This is a genomic window from Thalassospira sp. CH_XMU1458 (genome assembly GCF_037027205.1).
Classification (GTDB): Bacteria; Pseudomonadota; Alphaproteobacteria; order Rhodospirillales; family Thalassospiraceae; genus Thalassospira; species Thalassospira tepidiphila.
The window spans coordinates 412,702-430,029 of sequence record NZ_JAYMDW010000003.1 but is presented as its reverse complement, the minus strand read 5'-3'; the positions used below and the strand labels follow the sequence as shown (position 1 = coordinate 430,029).

The 17,328-nt window shown below is 56.2% G+C and carries 14 protein-coding genes; 12 read left to right on the top strand and 2 right to left on the bottom strand.

Annotated elements, in window-relative coordinates:
* Positions 1-101 precede the first annotated feature (101 nt).
* The 5 genes from WBY09_RS16000 to WBY09_RS15980 all read left to right on the top strand — a co-directional run bounded on the left by WBY09_RS16000 (position 102) and on the right by WBY09_RS15980 (position 7,628).
* Positions 102-881 (top strand): MBL fold metallo-hydrolase, encoded by a 780-nt coding sequence (locus WBY09_RS16000; protein ID WP_336233267.1) that lies wholly within the window; start codon positions 102-104, stop codon positions 879-881.
* A 107-nt stretch (positions 882-988) separates the two neighbouring features.
* A complete protein-coding gene (locus WBY09_RS15995) occupies positions 989-4,180 on the top strand; it encodes an ABC transporter transmembrane domain-containing protein (protein WP_336233265.1) in 3,192 nt (1,063 codons plus the stop codon).
* A 77-nt stretch (positions 4,181-4,257) separates the two neighbouring features.
* The gene (locus tag WBY09_RS15990; protein WP_336233263.1) at positions 4,258-4,503 is read left to right on the top strand and encodes a hypothetical protein; all 246 of its coding nucleotides are present in this window, start codon (positions 4,258-4,260) and stop codon (positions 4,501-4,503) included.
* Positions 4,504-4,683: 180 nt separating this feature from the next.
* A complete protein-coding gene (locus tag WBY09_RS15985) occupies positions 4,684-6,171 on the top strand; it encodes an NAD-dependent succinate-semialdehyde dehydrogenase (protein ID WP_336233261.1) in 1,488 nt (495 codons plus the stop codon).
* A 56-nt stretch (positions 6,172-6,227) separates the two neighbouring features.
* On the top strand, positions 6,228-7,628 hold the full coding sequence (locus tag WBY09_RS15980; RefSeq protein WP_336233259.1) for an aspartate aminotransferase family protein: 1,401 nt from the start codon (positions 6,228-6,230) through the stop codon (positions 7,626-7,628).
* Between the two features lie 163 nt (positions 7,629-7,791).
* Here WBY09_RS15980 and WBY09_RS15975 read toward each other — a convergent pair whose 3' ends face one another.
* A complete protein-coding gene (locus WBY09_RS15975) occupies positions 7,792-8,217 on the bottom strand; it encodes a hypothetical protein (RefSeq protein ID WP_336233258.1) in 426 nt (141 codons plus the stop codon).
* Between the two features lie 187 nt (positions 8,218-8,404).
* Positions 8,405-9,424 carry a TRAP transporter substrate-binding protein gene (locus WBY09_RS15970; protein WP_008890042.1) on the bottom strand — a complete coding sequence of 340 codons (1,020 nt, stop codon included), beginning with the start codon at positions 9,422-9,424 and terminating at the stop codon, positions 8,405-8,407.
* A 227-nt stretch (positions 9,425-9,651) separates the two neighbouring features.
* On the opposite strand from WBY09_RS15970, the gene ehuR reads away from it, so the two are divergent.
* The 7 genes from ehuR to doeA all read left to right on the top strand — a co-directional run bounded on the left by ehuR (position 9,652) and on the right by doeA (position 17,218).
* A complete protein-coding gene (ehuR, locus tag WBY09_RS15965; RefSeq protein ID WP_064789013.1) occupies positions 9,652-11,049 on the top strand; it encodes a MocR-like ectoine utilization transcription factor EhuR in 1,398 nt (465 codons plus the stop codon).
* Between the two features lie 154 nt (positions 11,050-11,203).
* Positions 11,204-11,788 (top strand): TRAP transporter small permease, encoded by a 585-nt coding sequence (locus WBY09_RS15960; protein ID WP_051007605.1) that lies wholly within the window; start codon positions 11,204-11,206, stop codon positions 11,786-11,788.
* Between the two features lie 14 nt (positions 11,789-11,802).
* Positions 11,803-13,086 (top strand): TRAP transporter large permease, encoded by a 1,284-nt coding sequence (locus tag WBY09_RS15955; RefSeq protein ID WP_336233256.1) that lies wholly within the window; start codon positions 11,803-11,805, stop codon positions 13,084-13,086.
* A 104-nt stretch (positions 13,087-13,190) separates the two neighbouring features.
* Positions 13,191-13,994 (top strand): maleate cis-trans isomerase family protein, encoded by an 804-nt coding sequence (locus WBY09_RS15950; protein ID WP_197146742.1) that lies wholly within the window; start codon positions 13,191-13,193, stop codon positions 13,992-13,994.
* Positions 13,991-14,980: a hydroxyectoine utilization dehydratase EutB gene (eutB, locus tag WBY09_RS15945; RefSeq protein WP_286792556.1), complete on the top strand. Its 990-nt coding sequence runs from the start codon at positions 13,991-13,993 to the stop codon at positions 14,978-14,980. The genes WBY09_RS15950 and eutB overlap by 4 nt, the downstream gene beginning before the upstream one ends.
* A gap of 6 nt (positions 14,981-14,986) precedes the next feature.
* A complete protein-coding gene (eutC, locus tag WBY09_RS15940) occupies positions 14,987-15,979 on the top strand; it encodes an ectoine utilization protein EutC (RefSeq protein ID WP_197146740.1) in 993 nt (330 codons plus the stop codon).
* Positions 15,980-16,036: 57 nt separating this feature from the next.
* Positions 16,037-17,218: an ectoine hydrolase DoeA gene (gene doeA / locus WBY09_RS15935; RefSeq protein ID WP_008890035.1), complete on the top strand. Its 1,182-nt coding sequence runs from the start codon at positions 16,037-16,039 to the stop codon at positions 17,216-17,218.
* Positions 17,219-17,328 lie beyond the last annotated feature (110 nt).

Sequence of the window (17,328 nt, the reverse complement as noted above, 5' to 3'; positions counted from 1 at the left end):
GCCAGGCTTACCGGGAAAATTGAGCGGTTACTCATAAAAAGGGGGTGGTTAAACGCCCCGAACCTCGTCTAATCTTTCGACAAATATCGGGAGATCGGGGAATGAAGCTAACGTTTGCGGGGACAGGATCGGCCTTTTGTATGGCCGCTGACAATTTTCAGAGCAACATGGTTCTGGAAACGACCCCGTCGGGCAATGACCAACCACAGCGCCTGCTGATTGACTGCGGTTCAGACGCGCGCCATTCGCTGCGCAACATTGGTCACATGCCAAACGACATTCATGGTGTCTATGTCAGCCATCTGCATTCGGACCATATCGGTGGGCTCGAATGGATGGCGCTTGCCAATTATTTCGTCTTCGAAGGGCACCGGGCGGAACTGTTTGCGGTCGACGAACTGCTTGAACCGCTGTGGGAGCACTCATTGCGCGGCGGCCTTGAAATCAGCGACCACGGCAACAGCAAACTGTCGTCCTATTTCGATGTGGTCCCACTTTCCACCAAGAACGGATTTGACTGGCATGGCATGCATTTCGATGTCATCCCGGTTGCCCATGTCGTGACACCGGAAAGCACGATGTATTCCTATGCCCTGTTCGGTCACGGCCAGAACAAGTCCTTCTTCCTGACAACAGATGCGATTTTCAATCCCGAAGACCACATGCCGTTCTACAAAAAGGCCGACATCGTCTTTCAGGATTGCGAACTCGGCCCCCGTCATTCCGGGGTCCATGCCCATTACGACCAACTTGTGACCCTGCCTGCCGAGATCAAGGCGAAGATGTGGCTCTATCACTATCAGGCTTATGATAAACCCGACGCCGTGGCGGACGGTTTCTGCGGGTTCATTGAACCGGAACAAAGTTTTGATCTTGGTTGATCAGACAACCGGCGCATAACCTGCACATTAGGGTCCTGACCCTGCCCAAATATAAAAACGAGCAAACGGAACAAAAATGTTCCACAACCACAAAACGGGACGTGCGAATGCCCAAATCGGTTTTTGCCTATATATGGCGTCATAGCCGCCTCCAGCAGATCATGCTGACATTGGTCACGCTGGCCTCTTTCCCGTTTCTTTATTACTCGCTTGATCTGCCCAAACAGATCGTCAACGAGGCCATCGGTGGTGCCGGTGCGCCCTATGACATCCTTGGCATCGATCTGACTCAGATCGAGTATCTGTTCGCCCTGTCGGGCATTTTTCTGGCCCTCGTCTTCGTTAATGGCGGCTTCAAATACTTCATCAACGTCTATCAAGGCGTGATGGCAGAACGCATGCTGCGTCGCATGCGCTACGAGCTTTTTGACCGTGTTCTGCGTTTTCCACTGCCGCATTTCCGCAAGACCAGCCAGGGCGAAATCGTTTCCATGATCACCGCCGAGGCTGAACCGTTGGGCGGCTTCTTTGGCGAGGCCTATGCCCTGCCGCTTTATCAGGGCGGCATTCTGATCACGATTTCGGCCTTTATCTTTATTCAGGACCCTTTGATGGGCCTGGCTGCGATCGCGTTTTATCCGCTGCAGGGCTATCTGATCCCGAAACTGCAACGTCGTGTTAACCTGCTTGGCAAACAGCGCGTTCAGAACGTGCGCCGCATGTCCGAACATATCGGCGAGACGGTTGGCGGTGCGACCGATATCCGCGCCAACGAGACCCAAGGGTTCGAACTGACCCACTTCACCCAGCGGCTTGGCCGGATTTTCGAGATCCGCAAGGAAATCTATTTCCGCAAATTCTTCATCAAGTTCCTGAACAACTTCATCGCCCAGATCACCCCGTTCTTCTTCTATTCCATCGGTGGCTATCTGGTGATTACCGGGGATCTGAGCTTCGGTGCGCTGGTCGCGGCTCTTGCCGCCTACAAGGACATGTCCGCACCGTGGAAAGAGCTTCTCGCCTATTATCAGCGCCTTGCCGATGCCAACATCAAATACGAACAACTGCACGAACAGTTCGAGCTGCCTGACCTTGCACCGGAACACGAACTGATTGCACCGGTTTCGCCAAAACTGGCCGGCCCGCTGGATGTCAGTGCCCTGTCATGGACGGATGAAGACGGCACCCGTGTTGTCGAAAATGTTTCCTTTAACATGGGATTGCCGGGCAAGGCCCTTTTGACCGGCGCATCAGACAGTGGCAAATCGCAACTTGCCCGTCTGATTGCCCACATCATGACCCCGACCGGCGGGCGCATTCAGTTTGCCGATTTTGATGCCACCACCCTTCCGGCTGCGGTGGTCGGGCAACGTCTGGCCTATGTCGGGGCGGATGCGTATCTGTTTAATGGCAGTATTGCAGATAACCTGTTCTATGGCCTGAAACACCGGCCTGTCCTTCTGGAACAGGATAACGATAATTCCGCACCCGAGAGCGATGCGGACGCCAAAGCCTATCCCGATCCCAAATTTGTCGATGTCGTCGAACTTGCCGATCCCGCCGACCTGCCCTGGAAGCTGACGCGCGAAATGTATGACGAGATCAAGATGTCGGGCAACATCCCCTATGATCCGTCTGCCGAGTGGATCGATTATGTCGGACCGGGATTTGAATCGCGCGAAGACATGCAAAAGGAACTGATGCGCCTGCTTGAGGTGGTCGGCCTTGATCGTGATATTTATCGCATTGGTCTGTTGCGCCGCATCAGCCCTGAAGAACGCCCGAACCTTGTTCAATCGGTACTCGATGTCCGTCCGCGTCTTAAGGAAATCCTGGCTGAACGTCAGCTGTCCGACCTTGTCGAACCTTATGATTTCGACAAATACAACGACAACGCGCCGGTCGGTGTAAACATCCTGTTCGGGACGCCATCACGCACCGAATTCAAGCGGATGGACTTCCTGTCCCATCCCTATATCCAGAAAAGCCTGCGCGAAAGCGGCCTGTATGAAAAGATGATCAAGATGGGGCGTGAAACGCTTGATCTGATGATCGAACTGTTTACCGGCCTGCCGCCGGGGCATGAGTTCTTTGACCGATACAGCTTTGTCTCGGCCGATGAAATGCCCGAGGTGAAGAACATCCTGAAACGCACCGACGGTGTGCGTGTTGATGACATGCGCAAAGAGGACCAGTTGCGTCTTCTCGACGTTGCCATGCAACTGACCCCGGCCCGCCACCGCCTGCGCGTGATTGATGATGATTTCCGCGAACTTGTTCTTCAGGCCCGCCCCAAGTTCCGCGAAAACATGCCCGACGATCTGGCAGGCTATATCGACTTCTTCGAGGCGGATGGCTACGCCTCAGCAGCACCGATCCTTGATAATTTGCTGTTTGGTCGCTTTGCCTATGGCCGTGCAAATTCCGAGGAACGCGTCGGCGAGGTCCTGTTTGAAATCGCCCACGAAGGCGGCCTTTACGAAGGACTGGTGTCACTTGGCCTTGAAAGCCAGGTCGGCGTTGGCGGCAGCCGCATGTCCCAGACATTGCGCCAGAAAATCGCCCTTGTCCGTGCGCTGATCAAGAACCCGGATCTTCTGGTCGTCGACGAAGGCCTTTCGGCTCTGGATCGCGAAACCCGCGAAAGCATCATCAACTACCTGACGGGTGAAAGCGACCATACCAGTCTGGTTTGGGTCGATGATGATGACCATGCCGGTGAAAAGTTCGATACCTTGCTCTATATGTCGAACGGAAAGCTGGTCAAACGCAAAAGCGTTGCCGATGACAGTGAAACAACAACCGAAGAAACCGAAGACGAAGCCGCAGCGGCACTGGCCGCAGGCGACATCGATCAGGAAGTCCGGTTGCTGCGCACGATCCCGCTATTCGCAGGCCTCGACCCCAGTGTCGTCAAGCTGCTGGCCTTTACCAGCCCGCGCCTGACCTTCAAACATGGTGAGGTTCTCGTCAAACAGGGCGACCCGGGTGATGCGGCCTTTATCGTCATTTCCGGGCGCGGTGAAATCTGGCTGACCACTGATGAACACCAGACGCTCAAACTGCGTGACGTTCATGCCAAGGAAGTCATTGGCGAAATCGCCCTGCTTGTCGACGCACCGCGTTCGGCAACCATCCGTGCGGTCGAAGACATGACGGTTCTGAAACTCGACAAGACCGAATTCCTTGGTCTTGTTCGACAGGACCAGGCTGTTTCCAATCAGTTGATCCGGGTTCTTGCCCAGCGGCTTGATCAAACCACCAAACAGCTGACCAACCGCAACAACGACAAGAACTGACAAAACGAACGGACGGAGCTTCCCGGCAACGGGGCTCCGTCCATCCTTCTTTTGCCTGACCTTATGAACTGCGCCTTATGAACAAAATCGCCTCCATACTTCTTGCCGTATTGCTTGGCATCATCATGCTGGGCGGCTTTATCGCCCTTGTTGGCGGCAGTGTTATCGGCGCACTGGCCTTTGTCATTGGCATCCCGGTCGCCTTCCCGATGACAACAAGCGTCGTGATCTTGTTTTTTGCGGCCATCATCATCCGAACCCTTATTGAAAAGCGCCGCCAGAAACGCGAAATGCGCAAATATCTCGATCAGTCAGAAGACTGATTTTCTGCGCGTTTTGGCGCTCAGCAGAAAAAACATTCGCTTTTTGCCACTCCGCGCCAAAAAAAACGCATCAAATGGCGCCGAGTTCGGTCACCTCCTCTGATCGCCTGTTGCTACCTTCCTCCCAGTTCAATGACATGCTTCGCGCAAACCGCGCCAAGCTTAAGGAAGGAGGCCACCATGACGGCACAATCAAAGGAACAGCGTTGCGTTTCGCTCAGCCAGCTTTCCGATCTGCGTTTGCTGCGCGAACATGCCTATATTGATGGTCGCTGGTGCTCGGCTGACAACCTTCAGGTGATCGAAGTCACCAACCCGTTCGATGGCAGCTTCATCGGCACCGTTCCGAACATGGGCGTTCACGAAACCCGCAAGGCCATCGCGGCTGCCCGCGAAGCGTTCCCGGCATGGGCCGCCCTTCTGCCTCAGGAACGCAGTGCCGCTTTGCGTCGCTGGCATGATCTTCTGATTGAAAACAAGGAAGATCTGGCCCTTCTGATGACCCTTGAACAGGGCAAGCCGATCAACGAAGCCCGCGGCGAGATCGATTACGCCGCAAGCTTCATCGAATTTTACGCCGAAGAAGCCAAGCGGGTGAATGTCGAAAACATCACATCCCACCTGCCCGGCCGCAACATGTCGATCAAACGCGAACCGATCGGGGTGACTGCTGCGGTCACACCGTGGAACTTCCCGTGTGCGATGATCACGCGTAAGGCCGCGGCTGCCCTGGCCGCTGGTTGCACCATGATCGTACGCCCGGCCACTGAAACGCCGTTTTCGGCCACCGCACTGGCTGAACTGGCCGAACGTGCCGGCATCCCGGCAGGTGTATTTAACATCGTCACCGGTGATCCGAACCCGGTGGTGGGCGAGCTGTGCGGCCATCACGATGTCCGAGCACTATCCTTTACCGGCTCGACCGAGGTTGGCCGTCTTCTGCTGTCGCAAGGTGCCCAGACGATCAAGAAAATGTCGATGGAACTCGGCGGTCATGCCCCGTTCATCGTCTTTGATGATGTCGATCTGGACGAGGCAGTCGCCCACGCGGTGAACGCAAAATTCGCCACCAGTGGTCAGGATTGCCTGGCCGCCAACCGCATCTTTGTTCAGCGCGACATCTATGACGACTTCCTTGATAAATATGCCAAGGCCATCGCCGATCTGCGGGTTGGCAACGGCATCGAGGAATATGTCGAAATCGGTCCGCTGATGCATGACCGTGCGGTTGCCAAATGCGAAGAACATGTTGCCGATGCGCGCGCCAAGGGAGCCCGTGTTGTCACCGGTGGCAAGAAAATGGGCGGGCTGTTCTTTGCCCCGACCCTGCTTGCCGATGTCACCGACGACATGAAGATCTTTTCCGAAGAAACATTCGGCCCGGTTGCCCCGGTCATGCCGTTCGATACCGAGGACGAAGTAATCGCCAAGGCCAATGACAGCGAATATGGCCTTGCCGCCTATCTGCTGACCAAGGACAACGACCGTGCGGCACGCGTCTCAAACGCCCTTGAATACGGCATGGTCGCGCTGAACTGCGTGAAAATCACCGGCGCACCGGTCCCGTTTGGCGGCGTCAAACAATCCGGCCTTGGGCGCGAAGGATCGCGCCATGGCCTCGAAGAATTTACCGAACTGAAATACGTCTGCGCTGCTTACAAAGCCTAGGTTTTGACCTTGGTGCGCGCAAAAGACATCAACCGCATTCACATGGGAGAATTCAAATGAATGTCATCAAAAACACTACTGCTGATCTGCAGGAAATGGACCGGGCGCATTTCATGCACCCCTCGACCCACATGCGTCAGCACGCAGCCGGTGAAACCCCCAACCGCATCATTAATGGCGGCAAGGGCATCTATATCCACGACACCGAAGGCCGCGAAAGCCTTGATGCGTTCGCCGGTCTGTATTGTGTAAACGTCGGTTATGGCCGCACCGAAATTGCCGATGCGATCTATGCGCAGGCAAAGGAACTGGCCTATTACCACACCTATGTCGGGCACGGGAACGAGCCGGTCATCCGTCTGTCGGACCGCATTATCAAAAGCGCACCCGAAGGCATGCAGCGCGTCTATTACGGCATGTCCGGATCGGATGCCAACGAAACCAACATCAAGCTGATCTGGTACTACAACAACATCCGCGGCCTGCCGCAGAAAAAGAAAATCATCTCGCGTTGGCGTGGCTATCACGGCTCGGGCATCATGACCGGCAGCCTGACCGGCCTTGCTGCCTTCCACAATGCATTTGATCTGCCGCGTGCGCCAATTCTGCACACCACCTGCCCGCACCATTACTGGAATGCAGAGGCTGGCGAAACCGAAGCAGAATTTGCCAAACGCTGTGCGGATGATCTGGAAAAAATGATCCTGCGCGAAGGTCCGGAAACCGTTGCGGCCTTCATCGGCGAGCCGGTCATGGGCACGGGCGGCATCATCACCCCACCAGAAGGCTACTGGGAAGCCATCCAGGCTGTTCTGAACAAGTATGATGTTCTGCTGGTTGCCGACGAAGTCGTGACTGCCTTTGGTCGTACCGGGTCTTACTTCGGGTCGCTTCACTATGGCATCAAGCCGGACCTGATCACGATCGCCAAGGGCGTGTCATCGGGTTACCTGCCGCTGTCAGGTGTGATCATTGGCGAACGCGTCTGGAAAGTGCTGGAACAGGGTTCCGATCAGATGGGCCCGATCGGCCATGGCTGGACCTATTCCGCCCATCCGGTCTGCGCGGCGGCCGCCAACGCCAACCTTGATATCGTCGATGGTGAAAACCTGACCGGCAACTCGGCGGACACGGGCGGTTACTTCCAGCAGCGCATGCATGAAACCTTTGACAACCATCCGCTGGTTGGCGAAGCCCGCGGCGTTGGTCTGATGGCCGCCCTTGAGTTTGTCGCCGACAAAACCAAGAAGGAACGCTTCGATCCGAATGCGAAAATCGGTCCGCGCGTATCAGCCGCCTGCCTGGAACGTGGCATGATTGCGCGCGCCATGCCGCACGGCGACATCCTTGGCTTTGCCCCGCCGCTTTGCATCACCAAGGCAGAGGTCGACAAAGTCATCGACATCGCCAAACAGGCTGTTGATGCGGTCGCAGACGAAGTTGCTGCTGGCAAATAAGCCAGACGGATATCACTGCGACATCACAAATACCCGCCGCGTCAAACCTTCTTCCCGACGCGGCGGTGCACAGGGGCCGGGCCCATGACCGGCCCCTGTTTTATTTCCACGCGACGATGATCTCACTGCCACGATCTCACTGCCACCGGGCGCAAACCTTTGGTTACTGACAGGTCGTCGCAAACTTCCCGGCAGTATCTTTCTTGGAAGTCACCGTACAAGCAGCGGTGACGCTGCCCGATGCATTTCTGATTTGAAGTTGGATCTCGGCATTGCCGCCATCTGCCGACGGCCACCAGATCGAACCGGCACCGTCAGAACCAAACAGGTTCAAATAAGGTGCCGCACTCGCATTGGTCACACCGGCAACAACCGTGGCATTTCCGGAATTGCTAAGCGCATCCTTTACCGTCACCTTTGCGGAGTCCGGGGATGTTTCGGCCCATTCGCTCGACGAGATCGGCACGCCATTGGGATTGTAAACTTCCGCCTTTGGCGACGACACAAGCGTACCAAGCGTCATCACGGCAAACATGATTGCCGGAAAGATCGCGTCACGGACAGTTTGAAGCAGGTTGAGCATATTCACAGCCAGTTCCTTTCACGTCAGTTTCATCACCACAGTCCGCTTATCGGAAAGGGCACGTATGAGACGCAGAAACGCTGATGTTGTGAGCATCACCGGGATCACAGACCGACCGTTCAAGACAAATAAAAACCCCCGCAAGCAGTGCCTGCGGGGGTTTGCGATATCTTATGAAATCGGGAAGTCCCGATTACATGTCGGTACCAAACTCTTCACGAAGCGAGTTCAGAACTTCTTCGGTGTCACCACCGACTTCCTCAACAAGGCTTGCGCCAACGCCTTTGGAAGCTTCCTTGAAGACCGAACGCTGTTCGTCATTCAGACGGATCACTTCGATTTCCGGCTTGGCTTCCTTGATGCGTGCCAGGGCTTCGTCATTGGCCTTTTTCTGGGCTTCATAGATGAAGTCATCCAGTTCGGCCTTTACTTCCGCCAGCATCTCTTTGCGTTCGTCAGACAGGCCGTCATAGAACGCCGCGTTTGAAACCACGGTGGTGGTGTATTGCTGCTGACCGGCATAGATCAGATGGTCGGTCACTTCGTAGAATTTGGCACTTTCAACGAAGAAGATCGGGTTGACCTGTGCATCAATCACGCTGGTCTGAAGACCGGAATAAACTTCACCCCACGGCAGGGCAACCGGATCAGCGCCGAACGATTCATAAGTTTCGATCAGGATCGGCGAGGTCATGACACGGAATTTCACACCATCGAAATCAGCCGGTTTTTCAACCGGTTTCTTGGTGGTCCAGACCATTTCGCCTTCCGGATACATGGTATAAAGCTTCAGCCCCTTGGACTCGAAGTCCTTGGACAGACCTTCGTAAATGGTCGGGCTCGAAGACAGAACCTTCTTGTTCACCTCGTTATCCTGCGACAGCAGATAGGGAACGCCAAAGACCTGAATTTCCGGAACGAAGGTCCCCAAGTGACCCGGCGATGCGTTCGAGAACTGAACAGCACCGGCTGCGGTCAGTTCGGTAATGTCGTTCTCGGTGCCAAGCTGGCCATAGGTGTAAATGGTCACATTTACGTCGCCATCGGTCTTTTCTTCGACCAGGCGTTTGAATTCCTGAGCGTAAAGGTCCTGAACATCACCCGGGCTTTCTTCGTGGGCGAATTTCCATTCCTCGGCGTGGGCAGCGGTCCCTGCGACGGCAAACAGTGCAGCCGCCGATAGGGTCGCTTTAAGGAGTTTGTTCAGACTCATATCGAAGTCTCCCGTGTTATCGCGCTCAACGATCGGCGCCAACGCTTGTGAAGGCACTCGGATCGGAACGCTTAATTTCAACATCACTGTGATGAACGCCCAAAGTTTTGAAATGTTCCTGCATCAGGTCAATGTTAGTTTTGTCTCATGACAAATTAGTCTGAACACCTACACAGAACAGGTCCGCCATGTTAGGCTGGCGAAAACATCAGGGTGGAAAGACAATCATGTGGTTACCTGACATCGACCTCAGCGGCGAAACAGGCCCGAAATACAAGGCACTGGTCGAAGCAATCATTACCGATATTGAATCAGGCAGATTGCGCCATGATGTCCGCATGCCAACACACCGTGAACTGGCCTATCGCCTGAAAGTCAGCGTTCAGACCGTCAGTGCGGCCTACAAGGAAGTCGAACGACAGGGCTATTTGCGGTCCGAACGGCGTCGCGGTACCTTTGTGCAGGCCCGCCTGACCGACCGGGCATCGTCCTTTATCCTCGATAGTCGTCAACCCGATCTGGTTGATCTTTCAATTGTGCGTGCCGCCTATACCGATTTTCACAATGATCTGTCGCGCCAGATGCACGCCAAACTGGCCGAAGAACCCCACCATGGCTGGATGGAAAGTTGCCGGCCGGTTGCCGGGTTTGATTATCACCGCGACATCGGGCGCAACTGGCTTTCCGGCATGGGGGTCGATGTTGAAATCCCCAACCTTCTGATTACCAATGGCGCGGCACAAGGCGTCTTTACCGCCCTTTCCACCGTCATTCAGCCCGATGACGTCGTCCTGACCGAAAGCCTGACCGACCATGGCGTGATCGGCTCGGCCAGCATCCTGCGCTTCAAGCTGGGCGCGCTGCCGACCGATGACGAGGGCATCCTGCCCGACGCGTTTGAGCACGAATGCCGCACCCGCCAAATCCGGGCCCTTGTCGTCACCCCGATCTTTACCAATCCGACCAACTGCCTGATGGGGCTGGAGCGACGCAAACGCATCGCCGAAATTGCCGAACATTATGGCGTCTACGTTATCGAGGACGATGTCTACCGCCCCCTTCTCGAAGAAAACCTGCCACCAATAACAAGCTTTTTGCCCAAGCTTGGCTTTCATGTCTCAAGCCTGACCAAGGCGGTTATGCCGGGCCTTCGAACCGGCTTTCTGGCTGTTCCCGCGCATTTGTCGATTCGTGCCAGCAGCGTTTTGCGCGTCACCGGATGGATGGGGACTCCATTGATGGCAGAGATCGGCGCACGCTGGATTGCCGATGGCACCGTCGATCAGGCGGTCACGGTCCAACGTGCGCTGATGCGCGAACGCCAGGCACTGGTTGCCGATATTCTCGGCGATGCGGTTGTGCGCCATCACCCGACATCGCTGTCGGCCTGGGTGCGCATTCCCGAACATTGGCAGGAAGAATGGTTTGCCTCCGAACTGCGCAAAAACGGCGTAGCTGTAACGATTTCCGACCCGTTCATGACCGTCAAGGTCCCCCGGCCAAACGCCATGCGGATCTGTCTTGGTGGCGCCCCGGATACGCCAACGGTTCAGCATGCCCTGATCCAAATTCGCCATACCATGGATCAAATGCCCGGCGTTCACGCCTTCGACGTGATGTATTGATTTTGTGTCATGACAAAAATCTGATTGAACCATCACAAAGCGTTTTTATTCTGACTGAACCGGCGTGAAGCGAACGACAATCCGTGTGGGAGGGAACCAACATCCGCACACAGCGTTCCACAAAAATGTCTCGCACACGCATCAAGGAGGTTCTATGTCAGGTGCAAACGGGGAGGCCCCCGCTCCGAGTGGCGGGGCGTTGGGGATTTTAAGAAAACTCGACCACGGCTTGTCCGTTGTCGAACGACAGCTCCTCGGATGGAGCATCATTATCATGGCGGTGAACACCGTCGCCAATGTGATCATGCGCCTGGGGTTCAGTTCGAGCATCTTCTTCTCCGAAGAGCTCAATCAGTTTCTGATCATTCTTGTGACCTTTGTCGGCATCAGCGAGGCCGCCCGCATGGGGCGCCATATCCGCATGTCGGCCTTTACCGATATGCTGGGCCCGCGCGCCAGCAAGGTCATGATGATCTTCATTACGCTTGGCACGGCCTCTCTGCTGTTCCTTCTGGCCTGGTATTCGATTGATTATGTTTCGTCGCTGATCACATCGAACCGGCTGACCCCGGCCTTGCGCATCCCCTATTACCTGACCGTTCTGATCGTGCCGTTTGGCCTGTGCGTAACCGGCATCCAGTTTGTTCTGGCCGCGTTGACCAACATCCTCAAACCGGGGACGCACCTGTCCTATCAGGTCGAGGATACGTTTGACGACGCCGACGAGCATCATCTGTAAGGGGGAATGGAAAAATGGATTTAGGAACAACAATCCTTCTGGTGATGCTGGGGCTTCTGGTGCTGGGCTTCCCGATGATGGTGCCGCTGGCAACCGCCAGTGTCGTCGCCTTCCTGTTTTACATGCCCATTCCCGAACGCATCCTGATTCAACAGATGGTCACGGGCATCTCGCCGGTCGCCCTGATCGCGGTGCCGATGTTTATCTTTGCCGCCGATATCGTCACCAAGGGGCACACGGCCAACCGGCTGATTGACCTTGCCATGACCTTTGTCGGCCATGTGCGCGGCGGCCTTGCCGTTACCACCGCGCTTGGTTGCACCATGTTTGGCGCGGTATCGGGCTCGACACAGGCGACTGTGGTTGCCATGGGTGGTCCGCTGCGTCCCAAGATGCTCAAGGCCGGCTACGAAGACAAATTCGCCATGGCGCTGATCATCAATGCCAGTGACATCGCGTTTCTGATCCCGCCATCGATTGGCATGATCGTGTTTGGCGTGGTGGGCAAGGTCTCGATCGGCGAACTGTTCCTGGCCGGTATTGGTCCGGGCATTCTCATTCTGATCATGTTCTCGGCTTACTGCATGTACTACGCCAAAAAGAACAACATCCCGACCATCCCGCGCATGACCTGGGCTGAACGCGGCAAGGCCGTAATCAATGCCGGTCCGGCCATCATGTTCCCGGTTCTGATCGTCGGTGGCATTTATCTGGGCTGGGTCAGCCCGACCGAGGTTGCGGCTGTTGCGGTCGTCTATGCCATCATCCTTGAAGTGCTGATCTTCAAGTCGGTCAAATGGTCCGAGTTGCTGGCGATTGCCCGTTCAACCGGTCTGATCACGGCGGTCGTGTTCATTCTGGTCGGTGCAGGCACGACATTCTCGTTCGTGATTTCCTTTGCCCAGATCCCGCAACACGTGATTGGCGCATTGGGGCTTGAAGGGGCGAACTCCTATGTCATTCTGGCCGCGATCTGCATTGCCTTCTTTATCGGCTGCATGTTCGTTGACCCGATTGTTGTCATTCTGGTTCTGACCCCGATCTTCATGCCGCTTGTCAACGCGGCGGGGCTGGACCCGGTGCTTGTCGGTACGCTGGTGACGCTTCAGGTTGCCATTGGCTCTGCCACGCCACCGTTCGGGTGTGACATCTTTACAGCCATCGCAATCTTCAGGCGACCTTATGCCGAGGTGATCAGTGGAACACCGCCCTTCATCATCATGCTGCTGCTTGCGGCCGTGATCCTGATCTTTGTTCCGCAGATCGCCCTGTTCCTGCCAGAGCTTGCCTTCCGCTGATCAAGTTCTGGCCCGTAAATTCCGGCTGCGACCGGAAGCATATTTGAAAATTTGAAACTGGGTCGTCCTGATTAAATCGGGACGACCCGCTTCTGGAGTTCAGGATGATTTCCGTATCCCGTGCGGTTACGCCAGAGCCGGCAGACGTGCCCTATTCCCCTGATCCGGTCGGACCGGCAGGGCGGATTGGCCTGATCACGCTGGCAACAGACTTTAATAGCGAGGATGACCTGCGCGCCATCCTGCCAGGCGACGTGCGCCTGTTCACCACGCGCATCGAAAACGCCAACCCGGTCACGGTCGCAAACCTGCAATCGATGGCGGCTGACCTGCCACGCGCGGCCAAAACGCTGTTGCCGGGATATGGCGTTGATGTTGCCATTTTCGGCTGCACGTCTGGCACCGCCGTGACCGGGTCGGACAAAATCGCCGAACTGATCAATCAAGGCATGCCCGGCACCAAGGTCACCAATCCGCTTTTGGCCAGTGAATTGGCCCTGCGTGCGGTCGGTGCACAAAAAATTGCCATCCTGACCCCGTATCTTGCCGATGTAACCCAGTCGGTTGCCGACGGTTTTCAAGAACGTGGGTTTGATGTTACCCGTGTGATGGGCTTTGGTCTTGATAACGACTTTGACATGACCGCCCTGCCGCCCAAGGCACTGCTGGAAGGTGCCCTTAAGGTCGACACGCCTGATGCCGATGCGGTGTTTATTTCCTGCACCGCGATCCGGTCGGCTGAAATCATTGCTGAGGCCGAACACCGTCTCAAAAAGCCGGTCATCACCAGCAATCAGGCCCTGATCTGGCATGCCTTGAACCTGATTGGGTACAAAAATCCGATCACAGGGTTCGGAACCCTGTTTGATCATGCCCCGCAACCAACGAACCAAGTCGAGGTCCCATGAAAGACCCCATCACATTTGCTGATGTTCTTTCTGCCCGCAAAACCATTGCGGGTCATGTGATCCACACACCCTTGCGCCCGTCCGCCGCCCTGTCTGATCGCATCGGAAGCCCCGTCTGGCTGAAATGCGAACAACAACAATATACCGGCAGCTTCAAGCTGCGCGGTGCCGCCAACGCGGTGCTGCGCCTCCGTGACGAGGAAAAGGCCAAGGGTGTCGTTGGCGTATCAACAGGCAACTATGGTCGTGCACTGGCCTTTGCCGCGCGCAATGCCGGGGTGCGATCGATCATTTGCATGTCCGAACTGGTGCCGCAAAACAAGGTTGATGGCATCCGGGCACTCGGTGCCGAAGTCCGCATCATTGGCCAGTCACAGGACGAAGCCCAGCGCGAAGTCGACCGGCTGGTCGAACAGGATGGCATGATCATGCTGCCGCCCTTTGACCATGCCGATGTCATTGCCGGCCAAGGCACCCTTGGCCTTGAAATCGTCGAAGCCCTTCCCGACGTGGATACCTTGCTGGTTCCCCTGTCGGGCGGCGGGTTGCTGGCCGGTGTGGCCCTGGTCGCCAAATCGGTCAATCCGATGATCCGGGTTGTTGGCATTACTATGGAACGTGGCTGTGCCATGATCACAAGCCTTCAGGAAGGCAAACCGACGTCGGTCAAGGAATTGCCGACACTGGCCGACAGCCTCGGCGGTGGCATTGGTGAAAACAACCAGTACACGTTCGATATGTGCGGCGATCTGACCGACGATTTCGTTCTGGTCAACGAAGCCCAGATCGCCGATGGCATCCGTGCGGCCTACCATGATGACCAACAAGTTGTCGAAGGGGCCGGTGCCGTGGGCATTGCCGCCCTGCGTGCCGGTCTGGTCGACAATCCCGGCCGCACCGTGGTGCTGACGACGGGGTGCAATATCGACATGGACCTGCACAAACGCATTGTTGGCGGCGAAGACGTCGACCTGATGGCGGAGTAACAAACCATGCCGACAATCAGAATTCTGACCGAAACAGACCTGCGCAAGGTCATTGATCTCGATATGGATGCCATCAACTGTGTCGAAGGTGCGTTCAAGGCGCTTGCCACGAAAGACGTCCGCATGCCGCCGATCCTGCGTCTGGATATCGATGAGTTTAATGGCGAGGTCGATGTCAAAACCGCCTATGTGCCGGGCATCGACAGCTTCGCCATCAAAATCAGCCCGGGCTTCTTTGACAATCCCAAACTCGGCCTGCCATCGGTCAACGGATTGATGAACCTGTTTTCATCCAAAACCGGCCTGCTGGAGGCCGTCTTGCTTGATAACGGCTATCTGACCGATGTGCGCACCGCGGCCGCTGGTGGCGTGGCGGCCAAACATCTGGCCCGCGAAGACGCCAAACATGCCGCCATCTTTGGTGCCGGCGTGCAGGCCCACTTGCAGCTTAAGGCACTGACACTCGTGCGCGATATCACCTCGGCGACGATCTGGGCACGCGACATCACCAAGGCCGAGGCGTGCGCGAAAAAGGCATCGCTTGAACTGGGCATTCCGGTTACCGCGACGACCGATGGCAAGGACGCCGCAAGCACGGCGGACATCATCGTCACAACGACCCCTGCACGCGAACCGGTTCTGATGGCCGATTGGGTCAAACCCGGAACGCATGTGACCGCGATGGGGTCCGATGCCGAACACAAAAACGAAATTGATCCTGCCCTGATCGGGCAGGCCGACCTTTATGTCAGCGACAGTCAGGCACAGACACGCATTCTTGGCGAACTGCATCACGCCATTGATGCCGGTGTGGTGTCCTCTGACGCGACATTCCCCGAACTCGGCCAAATCATTGCCCAATCCTTGACCGGCAGGACAAGTGCGGGTCAGACTACGGTCTGTGATTTGACCGGAACCGGTGTGCAAGACACCGCAATCGCCACCCTCGCCCGCAGCCGCTGCGAAGCAGCATCTGCCGGAACCGAGGTCATCTCGTAACAACAAAAGGAAAATGGGTCAGGTAGCTGAAACCCCGCCTTTATCTGGAGGCCTGCGATGAGCCAGGTAGAATTGAATTTCACGCGTGAGGAATATGCCGAGCGCCTGGAGAAAACCAAAAAAGCCATGGTGGAAAAGGGGCTCGATCTTTTGATCGTGACCGATCCGTCAAATATGGCCTGGCTAACCGGCTATGACGGCTGGTCGTTCTATGTCCATCAATGCGTACTGGTTCCAATCGAAGACGACCCGATCTGGTTCGGGCGTTCGCAGGATGCCAACGGGGCAAAACGCACGGTCTATATGCCGCATGACCGCATCATTCCCTATGCGGATTACTATGTGCAATCGACCACCCATCACCCGATGGACTACCTTGCCGAGGTGATCGAATATCGCGGCTGGGCATCGCGCCGCATTGGTGTGGAAATGGACAACTACTATTTCTCCGCCAAGGCCTTCCTGCAACTCCAGACCCATCTGCCAAATGCCAAGTTTTCCGATGCCACGGCCCTTGTGAACTGGCAGCGCGCGGTCAAATCCGAGACCGAGATTTTCTATATGCGGCAAGCCGCCCGCATTGTTGAAAACATGCATGAACGCATTTTCGAAATCGTCGAACCGGGCATGAAAAAGAACGAACTGGTTGCGGAAATCTTCCGTACCGGGATCGCCGGTGTTGACGGCATTGGCGGCGACTATCCGGCCATTGTACCGCTTCTGCCATCGGGCCCGGATGCTGGTGCACCGCATCTGACCTGGGATGAAAAACCCGTTCCGGGCAATGCCGGGACCTTCTTTGAAATTGCCGGCTGTTACCGCCGTTATCATGCGCCGCTGTCGCGCACGATTTTCCTTGGCGAACCCGATCAACGTTTCCTCGATGCTGAAAGTGCCCTGATCGAAGGCCTTCAGGCCGGGCTTGAAGCCGCCAAACCGGGCAATGTCTGCGAAGACATCGCCATCGCCTTCTTTGGGGTCTTGCAGAAATTCGGCATCGAAAAAGACAGCCGCTGTGGCTATCCGATCGGACTTTCCTATCCGCCGGACTGGGGCGAACGCACCATGAGCCTGCGCCCCGGTGACCGCACGGTTCTTGAACCGGGCATGACCTTCCACTTCATGCCGGGCCTGTGGTTCGACGACTGGGGGATCGAGATCACCGAAAGCATGATGATCACCGAAACCGGGTCGAAAACCCTGACCAGCTATCCACGCCAGCTGTTTGTCAAAAACTGACCCTGAAAAACCGTTCCGCACGCCATGACATCGCGACATTTGCGCGGGTCATGGTGTGCGTTACCCGACGCCACAGCCTGACGACGGCGGTCGCGAAGTCAGGCTTTTTA

Bases quoted from the DNA above. Each gene is read 5' to 3' on its own strand.
- WBY09_RS16000 (WP_336233267.1), top strand. From the start codon at position 102: ATGAAGCTAACGTTTGCGGGGACAGGATCGGCCTTTTGTATGGCCGCT.
- WBY09_RS15995 (WP_336233265.1), top strand. From the start codon at position 989: ATGCCCAAATCGGTTTTTGCCTATATATGGCGTCATAGCCGCCTCCAG.
- WBY09_RS15990 (WP_336233263.1), top strand. From the start codon at position 4,258: ATGAACAAAATCGCCTCCATACTTCTTGCCGTATTGCTTGGCATCATC.
- WBY09_RS15985 (WP_336233261.1), top strand. From the start codon at position 4,684: ATGACGGCACAATCAAAGGAACAGCGTTGCGTTTCGCTCAGCCAGCTT.
- WBY09_RS15980 (WP_336233259.1), top strand. From the start codon at position 6,228: ATGAATGTCATCAAAAACACTACTGCTGATCTGCAGGAAATGGACCGG.
- WBY09_RS15970 (WP_008890042.1), bottom strand. From the start codon at position 9,424: ATGAGTCTGAACAAACTCCTTAAAGCGACCCTATCGGCGGCTGCACTG.
- ehuR (WP_064789013.1), top strand. From the start codon at position 9,652: ATGTGGTTACCTGACATCGACCTCAGCGGCGAAACAGGCCCGAAATAC.
- WBY09_RS15960 (WP_051007605.1), top strand. From the start codon at position 11,204: ATGTCAGGTGCAAACGGGGAGGCCCCCGCTCCGAGTGGCGGGGCGTTG.
- WBY09_RS15955 (WP_336233256.1), top strand. From the start codon at position 11,803: ATGGATTTAGGAACAACAATCCTTCTGGTGATGCTGGGGCTTCTGGTG.
- WBY09_RS15950 (WP_197146742.1), top strand. From the start codon at position 13,191: ATGATTTCCGTATCCCGTGCGGTTACGCCAGAGCCGGCAGACGTGCCC.
- eutB (WP_286792556.1), top strand. From the start codon at position 13,991: ATGAAAGACCCCATCACATTTGCTGATGTTCTTTCTGCCCGCAAAACC.
- eutC (WP_197146740.1), top strand. From the start codon at position 14,987: ATGCCGACAATCAGAATTCTGACCGAAACAGACCTGCGCAAGGTCATT.
- doeA (WP_008890035.1), top strand. From the start codon at position 16,037: ATGAGCCAGGTAGAATTGAATTTCACGCGTGAGGAATATGCCGAGCGC.